This window comes from Arthrobacter sp. zg-Y844 (assembly GCF_024385465.1).
Taxonomy (GTDB): domain Bacteria; phylum Actinomycetota; class Actinomycetes; order Actinomycetales; family Micrococcaceae; genus Arthrobacter_B.
Genome location: NZ_JANFLS010000005.1, coordinates 239,578 through 255,212, shown reverse-complemented (window position 1 = coordinate 255,212; position 15,635 = coordinate 239,578). Strand labels below are relative to the sequence as shown.

Sequence of the window (15,635 nt, the reverse complement as noted above, 5' to 3'; positions counted from 1 at the left end):
ACCCACAGCGCCGATGGTACTGCATCCGGGAGGATGTGGGAGAGTAGGTCACCGCCGGACAATATTTGAATACAGGTTGAGCCCGTACCAGTGCTGGTACGGGCTCTTCCTCTTTAACCGGCCAGGCAGAACCCGCCGGCACAGGGGCCTGCTGGGTTCCGCACTCTGTTGTTCAGTACTGTGTTTCTTCCGACATCCAGGACAAGCCCGGTTGCCCCGCCGTGGTCAAAACCGTATGGAAGACGCGGTAAGATTAACGAGCAGAACCCGAAAGGGCAGCCTGTAATCAGACTTCCCGACGCATTGCCGTCGGGGCTAGGGTTACGGCGGTCATAGCGTGGGGGAAACGCCCGGTCCCATTCCGAACCCGGAAGCTAAGACCCACAGCGCCGATGGTACTGCATCCGGGAGGATGTGGGAGAGTAGGTCACCGCCGGACATACGTTGGGATAAGGATCCGCACAAGGATGTGCGGGTCCTTATCTGTTTAACTCCACCTCCCGGGCCGTTTTTCTCCAGCCGAGGCTCGACCCGCTGAGGGATGTGCGCAAGCATGGTCCGGTGGCCGGCGAAAACAGCAACAGCAAAGGCTTTGCGCGAGTGAATTCGGGTCCGGACCTGGACCGCACCATGTTCTTCAGCGACGCCGTCTTCGCTATCGCCATGACGCTGCTGGCCGTGGATATCCGGGTGCCGCAGGTGCCGGCAAACGAGCTTGGGGAGGCCGTGGCCGCGCAGCTTCCGGAGTTCGGCGCTTACGTCCTGTCCTTTGTGGTGACCGCCGCCTATTGGCTGAGCCACCACCGGCTCTTCCGGCTCCTTCGGGGATTCACCGGCCGGCTGCAGCAGTTGAACCTGGTGCTGCTGCTGTTCGTCGCACTGCTGGGGTACGCCACCGACATGCTGGCGTTTTACGGAGACCAGGTGCTCGGCGTCGTGATTTATGCGGCGGCCCTGGGGCTTATCGGCACCGCGAATACCGGGCTGTGGATCTACTGCAGCCGCACGGGCCTTTTCCGGGATGACGTGGATCCCCGGCTTCCGGCATTCGCGCAGGTCCGCGCCCCGGTCACCCCTGCGGTTTTCCTGGCCTCGATTCCCATTGCCATCCTGTGGAGTCCGGAAGCGGCGATCTGGTCTTGGCTGGGAATTGTCATTATCAATGCCTTGCTCCACGGCCTCGGCCGCAGGCGAACCGGCTCGGCGTAAGCTGCCCTTCAAATGACGTCGATTCGTTGGTTTGGGCCTGTGTCGGGTAGTCTTATATCTGCTTCTACGGGAGCAAGCCTGGAGGATTCGCCTAGCGGCCTATGGCGCACGCCTGGAACGCGTGTTGGGTTAACGCCCTCGGGGGTTCAAATCCCCCATCCTCCGCCAGGACAAAGAAATACCCCGGTCTTCGGACCGGGGTATTTCTTTTTGCCCGAACAGCTACCGCTCGGCCCGCAGCGCGGCACGCGTGGCTACCGCAATAGAGCCCAGCCCGAGTGCCGCCGTCGCACCGGCCAGGCCGAGGTACACGGCCGGCACGATCGTGGGCAGCGGCACCCCCGAGATACTCACGGCGATCCCCATCAGCGGCGGCAGGGCGAGGACGGTGCCGATGACGACGGCGGACGCGACTATCAGCAGGGACTCGGCTCCCATCATCCGCCGCAGCTGGGTATCCGACGCCCCCAGGGTCCGCAGTAGCAGCATCTCCGGCCGGCGCCGCGCCGTCGCCATCACCAAGGTGTTGACCACGGAGACGGCAAGGTACCCAAGTAGGACCAGCATCGCGATCACCGAAACCCATGAGTCGGCATCCCGTTGCGCGGCTCCGGCCGCCCCGAACTCCTCCTTATCCAGGAGCGTCAGCCCCAGTCCGTCCACGGCAGAGGCCAGTTCTCCCGGATCGGTATCCGCCGCCGTGCTGACCAGCAGGTAGTCGTTCAACCCGGTAGTGGTGTGGCTGCGCAGTGTCTCATTCGCCACCGCCACATCCCCGAATCCCAGCCCCCGTTCGTAGGTGGCGACGACGACGGCGGTCGCCTCGGTGCCGTCCCCGTAGTAGAAGTCGAAGTCCTCACCCACAGCCGTACCGGATTCGCGGGCCAGGTCCACGCTCAGTGCCACGGTGTCGGCGTCCGCCAGCCGGTCCAGGGAACCTTCGTTTACGTCGAGGTCCAGGGTTCCGTTCAGGTCCGCCAGCCCCTGAATGGCATAGGGCTGCACACCGTCCTCCATCCCCGCGAAGCCGGCCTTGGCAAGGACTGCGGAACGGGCCACCGGCGAGGTGGATTCCACCCCGGGAAGCTCAGCCACCTGATCGGCGAGATCCTCGGACACTCCGGACCCCGGAGCGCTGACCAGATACCCGGCCACCACCCCGTCACGGGACTGCCGCCCGGCTTCCGTTGCCACGGTGGCCGGCATAAAGAACTGCACGGACCCGAGCGCAATGGCCAGCGCCAGCGGAACGATTCCCGAGGCCAGCCGCCGCGGGAAGGCGCTGGCGTTGGCCTCCGCCAGGGCCAGCGACGCGGAGGGACTGCGGCGGACCAGCGGCCGCACCAGTTTCAAGGCACCCGTCACCAGCCACGGTCCCAGCAGGCCCGCGCCGATCATCAGGAGCAGGATGCTGGAGGCTGCCGACGCCAGGCCCGCAGTGCCCGGAACCGCAATCGGTACCAAAGCCGCAACCAGACCGGCAGCCAGCAGTGACAGCCCGGTGATGACGCGTCCGCGGCCCAGCCGGGAAGCCTCCGTCACGGAGTCCCGCAGGGCATCCGTGGGCGCCGCACGGACCGTGCCCCGCGCCGAGACGAGCGAGGCACCCACCGCTGCGGCGACACTGATGGCCACTGCAGCCAGGGCCGGCAGCGGGCTGTAGGCCAGGACGAAGGATTCCGGAAGCACGCCGCCGGCAACGAACTGGTTGCCCAGGAACCATGCCAGCAGGAAACCGGGTGCCGCGCCCAGCACGGCGGCAGCGCTGGACACCAGCAGGACTTCCCGCATCACGAGGCCCAGGGTCTGGTTCGCTCCGGCTCCCACTGCGCGCAGCATCGCGAATTCCCGGCGCCGCGCCATGATGGACAGGGACAGGGTTCCTGCAGTCACAAAGACCGCGGTCATCACGGCCACACCTGCCAGCGACCCGCTGAGCAGCAGCAGCGTGGAGCGGGCGGCGGACCCGCCGAGATTCTCCACGTCTCCGCGGCGGTCCCCGGTATAGCCGACGACGTCGGCCACCTGCGCCTCGATATCGGCGGAGAGCTGCGCCGGCCGGATCCCGGGTTCGGCGATCACGCCGACGGTGGCCACGGTGTCGCCGTGCGGCCACAGGGCCTGGGCGCCGGCGGTGCTCAGGAAAGCTGCAGGGCCGGTGTCTACTCCGGACTCGGGAGCGGCGACGCCGGACACCGTGTACTCGGTGGGTTCCCCGCCGTGGGTAAGGGTAAGCGAGGTGCCCGGAGGTGCTCCGAAGGATTCATCCACCACCACTTCGGTTGCCCGTTCGGGAGCTTCCCCGGAGGTCAGTGTGTAGGGAGTCAGGGCCGCGGAGTCCCAGGCGGCGGCGGAAACCGCCGTACCGTCGGTGGTGGCCAGGGGAAGCTCGATGCTGCCCACGGCGCGTTCGACGCCGGGAACGGCTGCGATTTCGTTCACCGCTTCGGCGGGAAGCAGGACGCGCTCGGCGAACGGAGCGTCCATGTCTTCGACCACGGGATGGGCCTGCGGCGCACCTACAACGACGTCGGCCCCCTGCAGACGCTGCGGGGCAATGCCGCCGCGGGTTCCGGACTCAATGAGGACGCCCATCGCGGTGATGAGCGCGGCGCACAGGAACACGGCTACGAAAACCCCGGCGAATCCGCCGCGGTGGTGCCGGATGGATGCTCTGGCAAGAGAAAACATGTTAGCGCTCCCCGAGGTTGGCCATGCGTTCGCTGACGTCATGGGCGGTGGCGCCGGTCATGCTGCCGTCGAGGCGCCCGTCCGCAAGGAAAATGACCGTGTCTGCGTGCCCGGCTGCCACCGGGTCGTGGGTCACCATCACCACCGTCTGGCCCAGCGCGGAGACGGTGTGCCGCAGCAGGTCCAGCACCTGGCGTGCAGTGCCCGAGTCCAGGGCGCCGGTGGGTTCGTCCGCAAAGACGGCATCCGGGCGGGTGATCAGTGCCCGGGCGATGGCCGCCCGCTGCTGCTGGCCGCCGGAGAGTTCCTGCGGCTTCCGCTCACCCAGTCCGGACAGCCCGACTGCCTCCAGCACATAGTCCAGCCAGGCCTTGTCCGTGCCTCGTCCGGCCAGCAGCAGCGGAAGTGTCACGTTCCGCGCGACGGTCAGCTGGGGGAGCAGGTTGTAGGACTGGAAGACAAAACCGACGTGGTCCCGGCGGAAGCGGGTCAGGGCCTTGCTGTGCAGCTTCGAGATTTCGGTGGTGCCCAGCAGCACCCGGCCGCTGTCCGGGGCGTCCAGTCCGGCTGCGCACTGCAGCAACGTGCTTTTGCCGGAACCGGAGGGTCCCATGATGGCCGTGAAGGTGCCGGCCGGAACGGCCAGGGACACATCGCGAAGGGCCGGCACGCTGGTGTTGCCGGACCGGTAGCTCTTGGACACGCCCTGCAGCTGGAGGGCTGCGGGGCCGGAGAATTCGGAGGCGTCGGAGTACATCGGGTCATCCTTTGGTCGAGGGGTGCGGGTTCGTGGGGTGAGCTGATCTGCTGACTTCGACGCTACGGATTCCGGAAACCGGATCCGATACAGCCAATAGCCCGGTTTGGGGTATAGCTGGCTATACCGACAGCCCGAGAGGGGTCGGGCATAATTCAACGGGTGAGACTTCCCAGCCGCGCCAAGACCCGTCTCCGGGATGCTGCCTTCCTAGTGCGCGAGGGCTGGTACTGGCTGGCGTCCCTGACCGTTTTGGTGGCCGGTATTGGGCTGCTTCCGTTCGTGGCCCTTGGGGTGGGCCTGTATGCGGTGCCTACCCTCCTGGACCTCCTGAACCGTTTGGCCGCCCGGGCGCAGGCCCGTTCGGCGGCGTTCTCCTCCGCTGTCATTCCCTTTGACCGGCGCCGCCTCAGCGGTAGGTATTCGTTCACCGAGCTGGCCGCCCTGCTGAGTGCTCCGGAAACGAAACGGGACCTCTCCTGGCTGCTTTTCCACTGCGCATTTGCCCTACTGGCAGCGGCGCTGGCCCTGGCGCTTCCCTTCGGTGCCGTGCTCTATGTAGCGGCGGCGCCCCTGTGGCAGCTGTTCCCGCCGGACGCACCGCTGGAACTGACCATCTTCGTCCGCAGCTGGGGCGATGCCGTCCTGATGATGCTGCTGGGACTCGTATACGCCGCCGGGGCATGGCTGCTGCTGCCCTGGCTGGCACGGCGGTTCAGTGCGGCGACCCTGGGGATCCTTTCCCCGCGCCGGTATGCGGACCTGGCCCGCCGCATTTCCGATCTTTCGGCGGCCCGGGCCAGTGCCCTGGCCGCCCATGCGGCGGAGCTGCGCCGGATTGAACGCGAACTGCACGACGGCGCGCAGAACCGGCTGGTCGGCGTCGTGATGATGCTGGGACTGGCCCAGCGTGCGGCCGAAACCGACCCGGCGGCCGCCGTACCGTTCATCGGGCGGGCACAGGATGCCGCGTCGGAAGCACTCGCCGGACTGCGCGCCGCGGTACACGATATTTATCCGCCGGTCCTGGACGAACTCGGCCTGGGCGGTGCGGCCTCGGCCCTCACCAGCCGCTCGCCCATACCCTGCTCCCTGGAGGTGGAGGGTCTGCTGCGCGCGCCGGCAGCAGTGGAATCGGCGGCATATTTCGTCCTGGCCGAAGCCCTGACCAATGCTGCGAAACACTCCGGCGCCTCCCGGATCGACGTGGTGCTCCGCACCGAATCAACGGCACGGGAGGACGTCCTGGTGATCCTGGTGAACGACGACGGCCGCGGCGGCGCGAGGGCGGATCCGGCCGCCGGCGCGCAGAGCGCAACCGACGCAAACGGCTCCGGCACCGGTCTGGCCGGGATTGCCCGCCGTGCCGCCGCGTTCGGCGGCCGGCTGGTGCTGAACAGCCCTGAGGGCGGACCAACAAACATAAGGGTGGAGCTGCCATGCGCCTTCTAATCGCCGAAGATGATGCCCTGCTGCGCGCCGGGCTGGAACTGCTGCTCGAGAGCGAAGGGTTCGACGTGGTGGGTTCCTGGGACAACGCCGATGACCTGCTCGCGGCCTTCGAACCCGGCAGCGCCGACGGCGCCGTGCTGGACGTCCGGATGCCGCCGACCTTCACCAACGAGGGGCTGCGGGCCGCCCTGGAACTGAGGTCCCGGGTTCCCGAGTTCCCGGTGCTGGTCCTCTCCGCGTATGTGGAGGACCGGTACGCCAGCCGGCTGCTGGCCTCCGGCGCCCAGGGCGTGGGCTACCTGCTGAAGGAGCGGGTGGGCAACGTCGGCGAATTCGTGGACGGACTGCGGCGTGTGGCTGCCGGCGGCACCGCCATGGACCCGGAGGTCATCGCCCAGCTGTTCAGCCGGCGCAGCAACCAGGATCCCATCCGGTCGCTGACTCCGCGCGAGTTCGAAGTGCTGGGGCTGGTGGCCGAAGGGCTGGGCAACACCGCCATTGCCTCGGCCATTTCCGTCTCCGAAACCGCGGTCAGCAAACACATCGGCAATATCTTCGCGAAGCTCGGGCTGGCCCAGTCGGACAGCGGCCACCGCAGGGTGCTGGCGACTCTGGCCTATCTCCGCTCCTGACCGGCGGGTGCCGCAGGGCACGTAGCCGGGTCGGGCACTCGCGTAGCGCAGGTTTCGTTGCGGGTCTTGTTTCCCGGACGGCACCGGTGACAAGGTGTGATGCACTACAGCCGGGCGCAGGAGGACACACGTGGGACATGGCGGCGGAAAGGTAGCGCTGATCACCGGTGCTTCGCGGGGAATCGGCCGGCGCGTGGCGGAGCGGCTCGCGGCGCAGGGGACCGCCGTCGTCGTCAGTTACCGGCGGAATGCCGAACTGGCCAAGGAAGTGGTCACCACGCTGCAGGAACTCGGCGGCAGCGGCATCAGGGTGCAGGCCGATGTGGAGAACCCCGAAGACATTGTCCGGCTCTTCGATGCCGCAGCGGACGAATACGGCCGGCTGGACTACTTCATCAACAACGCCGCCGCCGCCGCGTTCAAGAACGTGGTGGACCTGAAAACCCATCATCTGGACCGTGCATACGCCGTGAACGTGCGGCCGTTTGTCCTCGGCGCGCAGGAAGCGGTGAAACTGATGGACGACGGCGGCCGGATAGTCGCGCTCACCAGTTACGGCAGTACCCGGGCCTTCCCGACCTATGCCGCCCTCGGCTCCTACAAAGCCGCAGTGGAGTCCTTTGTCCGGTTCATGGCGGTGGAATTCGGTCCCTACGGCATCAACGTCAACGCGGTGAACGGCGGGCTGATCGATTCCGATTCGCTGGACTACTTCTACTCCATGGATGGCATGGCGCCCATGGACAGCGTCATCTCCCGCCTGCCCAAACGCCGTCCCGGCACCGTGGATGAAATGGCCGCCGCGGTGGAGTTCCTGCTCTCGCCGGGTGCGGAGTACATCACCGGCCAGGTCCTGGCGGTCGACGGCGGCCTCTCGGTCATTGCCCCGCCGTTCCATTCCGACGCGTCCGGCCCGCCGGTCGCCCTGCCGGACCGGCCAACCCGGCCCACCCGAGGCGGCAGCCGGTAAGGGCGCCGTCCGGACTGAAAGGAAGCATCAGTGAGCTACGATCCCGCCCGTTACCGGAACTACTTCGAACACTCCCTGACCTATGCGGCCGGCTTCGCACGCAATGTTGCCCGGTACGCTGACCGCGTTGCCCTCGCCGATCCGCCGTCGGGCCGGGAATTCACGTACGCCCAGCTGGGCGACGCCGTGAACTCCGTAGCGCGCGCCCTGGCCGAGCGCGGCGTGGGCCGCGGGGACCGGGTGCTCTACCAGCTCTACAACGGCATCGAATTCGCCCTCCTGTACCTGGCGACCCAGCGGCTGGGGGCTGTCAGCGTTCCGGTGAACTACCGGCTGGCGCCCGCGGAGACGGCGCATATCCTGCGGGACAGTGATCCGGTGGTGTTCGTTGTGGACGCCGAGCACACCGAGACCGCTGCGCAGGCGCTGGAGCTTGCCGGGGTGTCGCCGCTGGTCCTGGTGGCGGGCGCTCCCGACTCCGGGGCCTGGGGACTGGGCTCCGGGCATTTGGGGCAGGACTTCGACACCGCCGTCGAGCAGGCCGCCGGGGACCTGCCGGACCTCCCCGTGGACTTTTCCACCTTCGAGGAAAGCACCCGCTTCTACACCTCGGGCACCACGGGCATGCCCAAGGGGGTGCCGCTGCCGTCCATCGCCGAGCTGATGAGCGCGCACGACGTCATCATGCACTTTCCGCTCAGCCCGCAGGACCGCACCCTGAACATGACCCCGTGGTTCCACCGCGGCGGCCTGCACTCCGGCGGGCCCAACCCGGTGTTCTACATCGGCGGGTCCGTGGTGCCGCTGCGCAGCTTTAACCCTTCGACGGTGCTGGACTGGGTGGGGGAGCAGGGGCTGACGTATCTGATCGGCGCCCCGACCACGCTGGAGATGATCGCCGTCGAGCAGGAAAAGAATCCGCGGAACCTGGAGACCCTGCGGGGCATCGTCACCATGGGTGCACCGTTGGACCGCGCCGCAGCGATCCGGTACCAGGAACTGCTCACGCCCCGGATCTTCAACGGCTACGGGACCACCGAGGGTTTCTGGAACACCTTCCTGCGGCCCGAGGACCTCCCCGCCCATGCCGGCAGTGCCGGGCGGGCGTGCACGGACGACGACGTCGCCGTCGTCCGCGTGTTTGAAGGCCGCCGCGGGCAGCCGCACGAACTGGCCGCCCGGGACGGCAGCGAAATCGGCGAGGTGATCATGCGCTCGCCGAAATCCGGGTTCAGCTACGCCAACCTGCCCCACGTCGAGGAGGAGAAGTTCCACGACGGGTGGCTTTACCCCGGGGACATGGCCACCTGGGATGCGGAAGGTTACCTGACCATCATGGGCCGGACCGATGACATGATCATTTCCGGCGGGGAGAACATCCATCCCGTGCAGGTGGAAGCCGCGCTCGCGGACCACCCCGGCGTCCTCGAATCCGTGGTGGTGGGAGTGCCGGATGACCGGTGGGGCCAGCGCGTGGTGGCGTACGTGGTGCGCCGGGACGCGGAGCTCGACGCCGACGGGCTGGATGCGTTTTGCCTGGCCCATCCCGGGCTGGCCGATTTCAAGCGGCCCCGCGGCTACCGTTTTGTCGACGAAGTGCCGATGACCGCCACCGGAAAGAAGATGCACTACAAGGTGGCGGATTCCGCGGCGCAGGACTGGCTGGACGGCCGGATGCACGTACCGGCGCCGGTCCGGAAGGCGGAGTAGATGGACGAGCGCGTGGTCATCACCGGCATGGGGGCGGTGACGCCGCTCGGCGGTACCTGGGGCGAAACCTGGGCGGGATTGAAGGACGGGCGCAGCGGGATCGACAAGATCACTGCCTTCGATGCCTCTGAGTTTCCCACCCGGATTGCCGGGGAGGTGAAGAACTTTGATCCCGCGCAGTACCTGCCGGTCAAGCGGCTGCGCCGGTCCTCCCGCGCCTCCCAGCTGGCAGTGGCGGCCTCACGCGAGGCGGTGGCCGACGCCGGACTGGGACCATCGCTGGAGAACACCGACGCGGCGGTGATCATCAACAGTGCTGTCTCCGGGTATCCGGAAATCCAGTCCGCCACGGAGATCTTCGGCCGTGACGGGCTGCGGCCCATCAGCCCCAGTTTCGTGGCGTCGTCGCTGACGAACATGCCGGCCTGCGAGGTGGCCATCGATCTGGTGGTTCACGGTCCCGTGAATGCCAGCGCCCTGGCCTGTGCCAGCGGTACCCAGGCTTTGCTGGAGGCACGCCGCACCCTGCTGGCCGGCGAAGCGGACGTGGTGGTGGCCGGCGGAACCGATGCAGCCATTACGTCCGTGATGTTCGCCGGGCTCAGCGCCATGCGCGGGCTGTCCCGGAACAACGATTCTCCCCAGGAAGCCAGCCGTCCCTTCGATGCGGACCGGGACGGTTTTGTCTTTGCCGAGGGAGCCGTGGTGTGCGTGCTGGAACTGCTCAGCCATGCCCGTGCCCGTGGTGCCGAGGTGTACGCGGAGCTGCTGGGCGGCGCACTGACGTCCGACGCGTTCCACATTGTGGCCCCGGAACCCGGCGGACAGTATGCGGCCCAAGCTATCTGCCGCACCCTGGACCGGTCCCGGCTGAACCCCGAGGATGTGGACCTGATCTGCGCCCACGGGACCTCCACGCAGGCCAATGACCGGACCGAAACCCTTGCACTGCACACGGCTTTCGGCGAGCACGCGTCGTCGCTTGCGGTCACGGCACCCAAGTCCATGACCGGACACCTCATCGGGGCTGCGGGGACCCTCGGATCCCTGCTCTGCGTGATGGCGATAGTCGAGGGTGTCATCCCGCCGACCCTGAACTATGCCACACCGGATCCGGAGTGCGACCTGGACTATGTTCCCGGTGCCGCCCGTGAGGCTCCCGTCCGCTACGCGCTCACCAACGCCTTCGGTTTCGGCGGCCAAAACGCTGTGGCGGCCTTCGGTCCTGTGACCTGACGTTCCTCCCGCAGGAGCTACTTGCAGTAGGAGTCGACGCCGGCCGTGTAAGCCTCCGGATAGAACTCCACGGCCAACTTGAAGGTTGCGTCACTCCACTCGCTGTCCCGGCTACTCCAGGCCGACGACACGTAGCCCGTATTGAAGTCGGGTTCCAGGCGAGAGTTCCAGATGTTCCGTTTTACCGGAGACGGATGCAGCCAACGGTCAGGTTCCCCGGTGCAGGCGGCATCCCAGTACTCCACAAGATCGTCATAGACCATACCGACGGCCAGCCTTCTGCCGTTATCCTTCGCGGCCTCATCGAGAACCCAGTCGGTGTACTGCTGGGCATGCTCCCGCACGCCGGGATCCACGATTTGATCGGTCTCGCGCTTCTGCCTGTAGGCCGCCGCCCCGCGGTGGTCGATGACGGCTTTTTCCCCCACCCGGTCCAGGTAGGCCTGGACTTCCGGCGACGTCATCACCGGGCTGTTCCAGAAGGCCTCGTAATCCTCCACCGTCAGCTGCCCCGCGGCGTTGGGGTGCGTCTCCAGGGATTCCAGCAGCATATCTGCCTCATGGGTAACCGAGAACAGGAGGTTCATATCGCCCGGATGGCTGCTCTCCGGCGGTATCGGTAACTTGCAGAAACGGGGGTGGGCGGCTTCAAAGGCAGCCGGGTAGACCTTGGCCACCAGGCTGGTTGCCTGTCTTGTAGAGTCCTCCGATTCCAGCAGCGACAGGATCTGGGGCTGGGTGGTAGTCCAGTTTCGAATGGGATGCCCGTTGGCCTGGTAGGAGACGTCGTCCGTGTCCCAGCGGTGGCAGGTCTTTCTGGACAGCTGTGCCAAGTCGCCATAAACCGCACTCTTCGCACCCTGGACCGTGCCGTGTGAGGCGAGCTCGGCTATCTCGTCCACGGCGGCCTGGGCGTTGGCACGTTTGGCTGGGTCTACGATCCCGTCCACCCTGTACTCCATGTGCTTCACGTCCTCTTGGAGACGCGCCTTCCATCCCTCGTTGATGACGTCCAGCAGTGCAAGGGCGTCCGGGGTGTTCAGGGCAGGTTCAGCCCAGAAGGCCGCGTAGTCTTCCTCGCTGATGTCTGCGGGGAGCGGGTCCGACGCGTAATGCACAGTGCTGCGTGAGGTCACCACTATGTAGCCTTCCGCCCGGGAATCCTCGGCGGCCTCGGTATACGTCAAGTACTCGACCCACAGATAGGCGGCAACAAGGGCGGCCACCACAAACAGGCTCACCAAGGTTACGACTGCCACCTTGAGCGGGCTGAACCTGCGTGGCTTGGGAGCCAGGTAGTCAGGCAGCACGATTGGATGTTCGCTCAACGTGCCGCCTCTCAGTAGGGGTGGTTCCCGCTGACGAAGCCTACCGCACGGACGAGGCGAGCTCCGGCTCGACATCGGGTGTTGCCGGCGCCTTCCGGTTCCCGGCACCCACGGCCTTCGCGGCCAGCCACACCGACACAGCGCCGAGGGCAAGTCCGGCGAACACATCGAGGACGTAATGCCAGCCGAAGTAGACCGTGGCCAGGGTGGTCAGGAGTAGGTAGATCCACATAACCCACCGCGCCACCTTCGGCAGGCGGGTCAGGTGCGCCACCAGCGCTGCCGTAAAGACGATGGATGTATGCAGGGAAGCGAAGGCTGCAATGCCGTGGACCGCGTCGGTGGCTAGCGGATTCGCCAGCACCTCGATCCGGTTTTCATACAGGCTGTCCTGCAGGCCTGAGACGGCGGTTTCCGGCAGGTCGCTGAACGGTGCGGCATCGTAGTAGACCGGACCCAGGGACGGCAGGGCGTAGTAGCTGACGGTGCCGAGGATCCAGTTGAAGGACAGGGCTGTGGCATACCAGGCCCCGCGCTGCAGGTTGTTGGACCACACCAGCGCCGCGGCGAGGGAGACCGGAACGAAGACCATAAAAAGCATGTAGACGCCGGAGAGGAGATCGGCGCTGAAGCCGGTGCCCAGCAGTTCATGCAGGACATCGCCGGGGTAGCTTCCGCCGGCCAGCCATTTGTCCGATTCCTCCAGCAGCCGGTCCGTCAGGTGGTCCTGCAGGAACGGCAGGAAGCTCTTGAGGTTCCGGTAGGACATGTACGCGAGGTAGAAGGTGATCAGTCCCGCCACGGCCACAGCCAGCCGGGGTCCGGACCAGCGCGTCCGCAGCACATCGGACGTCGCGGCTCCTACGCCGCCCAGCTCCCGGCGTCGAGCGAATACCCGAGGCACGACGTCGGCGGCGATCATCAGGAGCACCATCAGCGGCAGGCGCACGTAACTCGGGCCCAGGAATCCTTCCGGATCCCGGACGGGCAGACCCGTCACCACGGCGGTCACCAGCATGACCACGGTAAAGAGGACCGACACAATCAGGGGGACGCCGAAGAGGCGGCGCCAGGCAGGGCGGACGGAGCCGGCTTCGATAGTCATGAGACATTTTTATCCCAAGATTGGTATAAACCTGTTATCGAAGGACCCCCACCCTCAGTATGCTTTCGATCACACCGGGGGCGTGTTTCCGTCCTGCCTGACCCGGGAGCCTGCACCCGGCCGGCGCCGGGGACCCGGCCCTACTTGTTCAGAGCTGCGTCCAGCTGTTCCTGGATGGCGCCGTAATCCACGGAGTCCAGCTCCAGGATGCGGTCATCGAGGATCAGCGACGGGGTGCCGCGAAGCTGGAGGTCCTGGGCGTCTTCCAGGTCCTGGACCACCCGATCCCTAATAGCGTCCGACGTGTAGTCGGCCTGGAACTTCTCGGTGTCCAGGCCCAGGTCCTCCGCGTAGGAGACGAAGAGGTCATCGACATCGCTCTGGTTCTTCCAGTCCTGCTGGTGCTCAAAGATGGACGCAGCCATCGCCTCCTGGGCGCCCTGTTCCGCGGCGGCTTCCACGGCCCGGGCAGCCGGCGCTGCGTTCTGATGCTTGGGCAGCGGGTAGTTCCGCACAAGGATGCGGACCTCATCTCCGTAATCGTTCTTGGCCTGCTGGATCAGCGTGTCCATCTGGGCGCAGTAGGGGCACTGGTAGTCGGTAAACAGCACGAGGGTGGCTTTGGGGTCTGCGGGGTCGGTGATTGCCCTCGCATCCGCGGGAGCCACCTGCTCCCTGCGGTCAGCCGGGATGGAAGTTTCCGCCGACGGGCTGGCTGATGCTTCTGCCGTGGCGGTGCCTCCCGATGATTCGGAATCCGACGCCGCACAGGAGACCAGGGTGCCGACTGCGAGCAGCCAGGCAATCAGCAGGGCGAGGATGCTCTTGCGCATAGTTCCTTCCGGTGTGAGGTGTCAGGGTTCGCGGTTCGGCGCGCTCTGAAGCCCTCCAACGGCGGTGCCGGCATGAGGCGATGTCCCACCCGCGAGGCGATGTCCACCCGTGAGGCCCAGGCTGCGCCCACTAATTTTGATGGTCCCACCGGATCCGACCGTCCGGTAGCCTGCAATCCGGCATGGGTTTATATGCTTTTGATATGGCTCATGCGTGGCCGAACCTTTCGGTGCTGGAACTGTTTGTTGCCGTAGTGGATGAGGGCAGCGTGGCTTCCGGGGCGCGGAAACTGGGTATGGCCCAGCCCAATGCGAGCCGGGCTATTGCCGAGTTGGAAGCGGAGCTGCAGGCTCCCCTGCTGGAACGCAGCCCGCGCGGTTCGGTGCCCACGGCGATGGGACTCCTGCTGGCGGACTCGGCCCGGGAACTGTTGGAGGCGGCGCAGCGCTTCAACAGCGTGGTGAGTTCCAGCCGAAGCGGCGAGACGCTGGAACTCCGGGTGGGCGCCAGCCTCACCATCGGCGACATGCTGTTGCCCGCCTGGCTTGCCGAGCTAAAGCGCCGGCTGCCGCAGGCCCGCGTCGATGTTCAGGTGGAAAATTCGGCGCAGGTCATCGAGGAGGTGCAGCGGGGCACCCTCCAACTGGGGTTTGTGGAGACTCCGAATCTTCCGGTGCGGCTGAACGCCCTGGTGGTCCGCGAGGACGAGCTGGTGGTGGTGGTTGATCCGAATCACGAATGGGCCAACCGGACCCGGATCACTTTGCAGGAACTGGCGGAAACCCCACTGGTGGTTCGGGAATCCGGGTCCGGTACCCGCGAAGCGCTGCAGGAAGTCCTGGCCGGGTACGACGTCGTCGAGCCGGCCCAGGTGCTCAGCAGCAATGCTGCGGTGCGGGTTGCTGTTGCTGCCGGGGCCGGCCCTGCCGCGCTGAGCGAGCTGGTGGTCCGCGACCAGCTCGCCAGCGGAGAACTGCTGCGGGTTCCCTTCGAAGGCGAGGGAATCAGCCGACCCTTGACTGCCGTTTGGTCGGGTCCACGGCGGTTGACCGGAGTCGCGGCCGAGCTGGTGGCGGTGGCGGCGGGGAGAACATAGGTTCAACCCGGCGTCAGCCGCAGGGCCGGTTGGACGGTCTTGCGCATCACGGTCTTGTTCTTACCGATACGGCGCTCGAACGTGAATCCTGCCTTCTCGAACATGGCACGCGTTCCGTTGTGAAGGAATGAGGACGATGTTCTCTTGCCGGGGACGAGTTCATTGGGGAACGAGACCACCTCGCCTCCGCCTGCCTGCGCGATCAATTCGAGCGCGCCGTCCAGTGCCTCCCGTGCTACACCGGACCGTCGGTGGTCGCGGTCGACGAAGAAGCACGTGATGCGCCACGGCGCCGGCCTGGTCTCGCCGGCGTCGTACTGCTTGCGGTGGTAGATCCCCGGCAGCTCGAGCGGACTGCCGTACTGGCACCACGCGATTGCGTTGTCGCCGTCGAAAACGAGTGCGGCGTGTGCTGCGCCTTCCGCCACGAGTCGCTGCTTGAATGTCGGCCCGTCGTGCTCGCTTTTGGCAGTGTTCTCTGTGTCGCCGTGGAAATACGAGCAGTAGCACCCGCCCCAGACCCCGTTGTGTTTCTGCGCGAGTGCCAGCCACGCGGGGAAGGTCGCCGGAGTAAGCGGCTGAATCACGTGCGGCATCGCCATGTCCGTCCTGTCA

General features: G+C 66.5%; 13 protein-coding genes, 1 tRNA gene and 1 rRNA gene. 9 read left to right on the top strand and 6 right to left on the bottom strand.

The genetic code is table 11. The annotated features are described in order from the left end of the window. The first annotated feature begins 322 nt into the window (after positions 1 to 322). The 3 genes from rrf (at position 323) to NNX35_RS15965 (ending at position 1,377) form a co-directional block, all read left to right on the top strand. Positions 323 to 439, top strand: a 5S ribosomal RNA gene (gene rrf, locus NNX35_RS15975). 161 nt (positions 440 to 600) lie between these two features. Next, positions 601 to 1,209: a TMEM175 family protein gene (locus NNX35_RS15970; RefSeq protein WP_255767287.1), complete on the top strand. Its 609-nt coding sequence runs from the start codon at positions 601 to 603 to the stop codon at positions 1,207 to 1,209. 80 nt (positions 1,210 to 1,289) lie between these two features. Then, a tRNA-Ser gene (locus NNX35_RS15965) sits at positions 1,290 to 1,377 on the top strand. A gap of 54 nt (positions 1,378 to 1,431) precedes the next feature. On the opposite strand, the gene NNX35_RS15960 is transcribed toward NNX35_RS15965, so the two are convergent. After that, on the bottom strand, positions 1,432 to 3,900 hold the full coding sequence (locus tag NNX35_RS15960; protein ID WP_255868325.1) for an FtsX-like permease family protein: 2,469 nt from the start codon (positions 3,898 to 3,900) through the stop codon (positions 1,432 to 1,434). 1 nt (position 3,901) lies between these two features. Then, a complete protein-coding gene (locus NNX35_RS15955) occupies positions 3,902 to 4,657 on the bottom strand; it encodes an ABC transporter ATP-binding protein (protein WP_255767289.1) in 756 nt (251 codons plus the stop codon). A gap of 162 nt (positions 4,658 to 4,819) precedes the next feature. On the opposite strand from NNX35_RS15955, the gene NNX35_RS15950 reads away from it, so the two are divergent. The 5 genes from NNX35_RS15950 (at position 4,820) to NNX35_RS15930 (ending at position 10,657) form a co-directional block, all read left to right on the top strand. Then, positions 4,820 to 6,109, top strand: coding sequence for a histidine kinase (locus NNX35_RS15950; protein ID WP_255868324.1), 1,290 nt, complete (start codon positions 4,820 to 4,822; stop codon positions 6,107 to 6,109). Continuing rightward, positions 6,097 to 6,741, top strand: a complete 645-nt coding sequence (locus NNX35_RS15945; protein ID WP_255868323.1) for a response regulator transcription factor — start codon at positions 6,097 to 6,099, stop codon at positions 6,739 to 6,741. The genes NNX35_RS15950 and NNX35_RS15945 overlap by 13 nt, the downstream gene beginning before the upstream one ends. A 130-nt stretch (positions 6,742 to 6,871) precedes the next feature. Further along, on the top strand, positions 6,872 to 7,711 hold the full coding sequence (locus NNX35_RS15940; RefSeq protein WP_255868322.1) for an SDR family oxidoreductase: 840 nt from the start codon (positions 6,872 to 6,874) through the stop codon (positions 7,709 to 7,711). Between the two features lie 30 nt (positions 7,712 to 7,741). Beyond that, positions 7,742 to 9,421: an AMP-binding protein gene (locus NNX35_RS15935; RefSeq protein WP_255868321.1), complete on the top strand. Its 1,680-nt coding sequence runs from the start codon at positions 7,742 to 7,744 to the stop codon at positions 9,419 to 9,421. After that, on the top strand, positions 9,422 to 10,657 hold the full coding sequence (locus tag NNX35_RS15930; protein ID WP_255868320.1) for a beta-ketoacyl synthase: 1,236 nt from the start codon (positions 9,422 to 9,424) through the stop codon (positions 10,655 to 10,657). A gap of 17 nt (positions 10,658 to 10,674) precedes the next feature. On the opposite strand, the gene NNX35_RS15925 is transcribed toward NNX35_RS15930, so the two are convergent. From NNX35_RS15925 to NNX35_RS15915, 3 genes are all read right to left on the bottom strand, one after another. Beyond that, entirely contained in the window at positions 10,675 to 11,985 is a 1,311-nt protein-coding gene (locus tag NNX35_RS15925) for a hypothetical protein (RefSeq protein WP_255868319.1), read from the bottom strand. 40 nt (positions 11,986 to 12,025) lie between these two features. Further along, positions 12,026 to 13,090, bottom strand: a complete 1,065-nt coding sequence (locus tag NNX35_RS15920) for a phosphatase PAP2 family protein (protein ID WP_255868318.1) — start codon at positions 13,088 to 13,090, stop codon at positions 12,026 to 12,028. Positions 13,091 to 13,230: 140 nt separating this feature from the next. Then, on the bottom strand, positions 13,231 to 13,923 hold the full coding sequence (locus tag NNX35_RS15915) for a thioredoxin domain-containing protein (protein WP_255863590.1): 693 nt from the start codon (positions 13,921 to 13,923) through the stop codon (positions 13,231 to 13,233). Positions 13,924 to 14,126: 203 nt separating this feature from the next. Here NNX35_RS15915 and NNX35_RS15910 point away from each other — a divergent pair, with 203 nt between their 5' ends. Continuing rightward, complete coding sequence (locus NNX35_RS15910) at positions 14,127 to 15,020, top strand: LysR family transcriptional regulator (protein WP_255868317.1); 894 nt, start codon at positions 14,127 to 14,129, stop codon at positions 15,018 to 15,020. 2 nt (positions 15,021 to 15,022) lie between these two features. Here NNX35_RS15910 and NNX35_RS15905 read toward each other — a convergent pair whose 3' ends face one another. Beyond that, on the bottom strand, positions 15,023 to 15,616 hold the full coding sequence (locus NNX35_RS15905) for a GNAT family N-acetyltransferase (RefSeq protein ID WP_255868330.1): 594 nt from the start codon (positions 15,614 to 15,616) through the stop codon (positions 15,023 to 15,025). Positions 15,617 to 15,635 lie beyond the last annotated feature (19 nt).

Excerpts from the sequence above, each read along its gene's own strand:
- NNX35_RS15960 (WP_255868325.1), bottom strand. The coding sequence starts at position 3,900 with ATGTTTTCTCTTGCCAGAGCATCCATCCGGCACCACCGCGGCGGATTC.
- NNX35_RS15955 (WP_255767289.1), bottom strand. The coding sequence starts at position 4,657 with ATGTACTCCGACGCCTCCGAATTCTCCGGCCCCGCAGCCCTCCAGCTG.
- NNX35_RS15945 (WP_255868323.1), top strand. The coding sequence starts at position 6,097 with ATGCGCCTTCTAATCGCCGAAGATGATGCCCTGCTGCGCGCCGGGCTG.
- NNX35_RS15930 (WP_255868320.1), top strand. The coding sequence starts at position 9,422 with ATGGACGAGCGCGTGGTCATCACCGGCATGGGGGCGGTGACGCCGCTC.
- NNX35_RS15920 (WP_255868318.1), bottom strand. The coding sequence starts at position 13,090 with ATGACTATCGAAGCCGGCTCCGTCCGCCCTGCCTGGCGCCGCCTCTTC.
- NNX35_RS15915 (WP_255863590.1), bottom strand. The coding sequence starts at position 13,923 with ATGCGCAAGAGCATCCTCGCCCTGCTGATTGCCTGGCTGCTCGCAGTC.
- NNX35_RS15910 (WP_255868317.1), top strand. The coding sequence starts at position 14,127 with ATGGCTCATGCGTGGCCGAACCTTTCGGTGCTGGAACTGTTTGTTGCC.
- NNX35_RS15905 (WP_255868330.1), bottom strand. The coding sequence starts at position 15,616 with ATGCCGCACGTGATTCAGCCGCTTACTCCGGCGACCTTCCCCGCGTGG.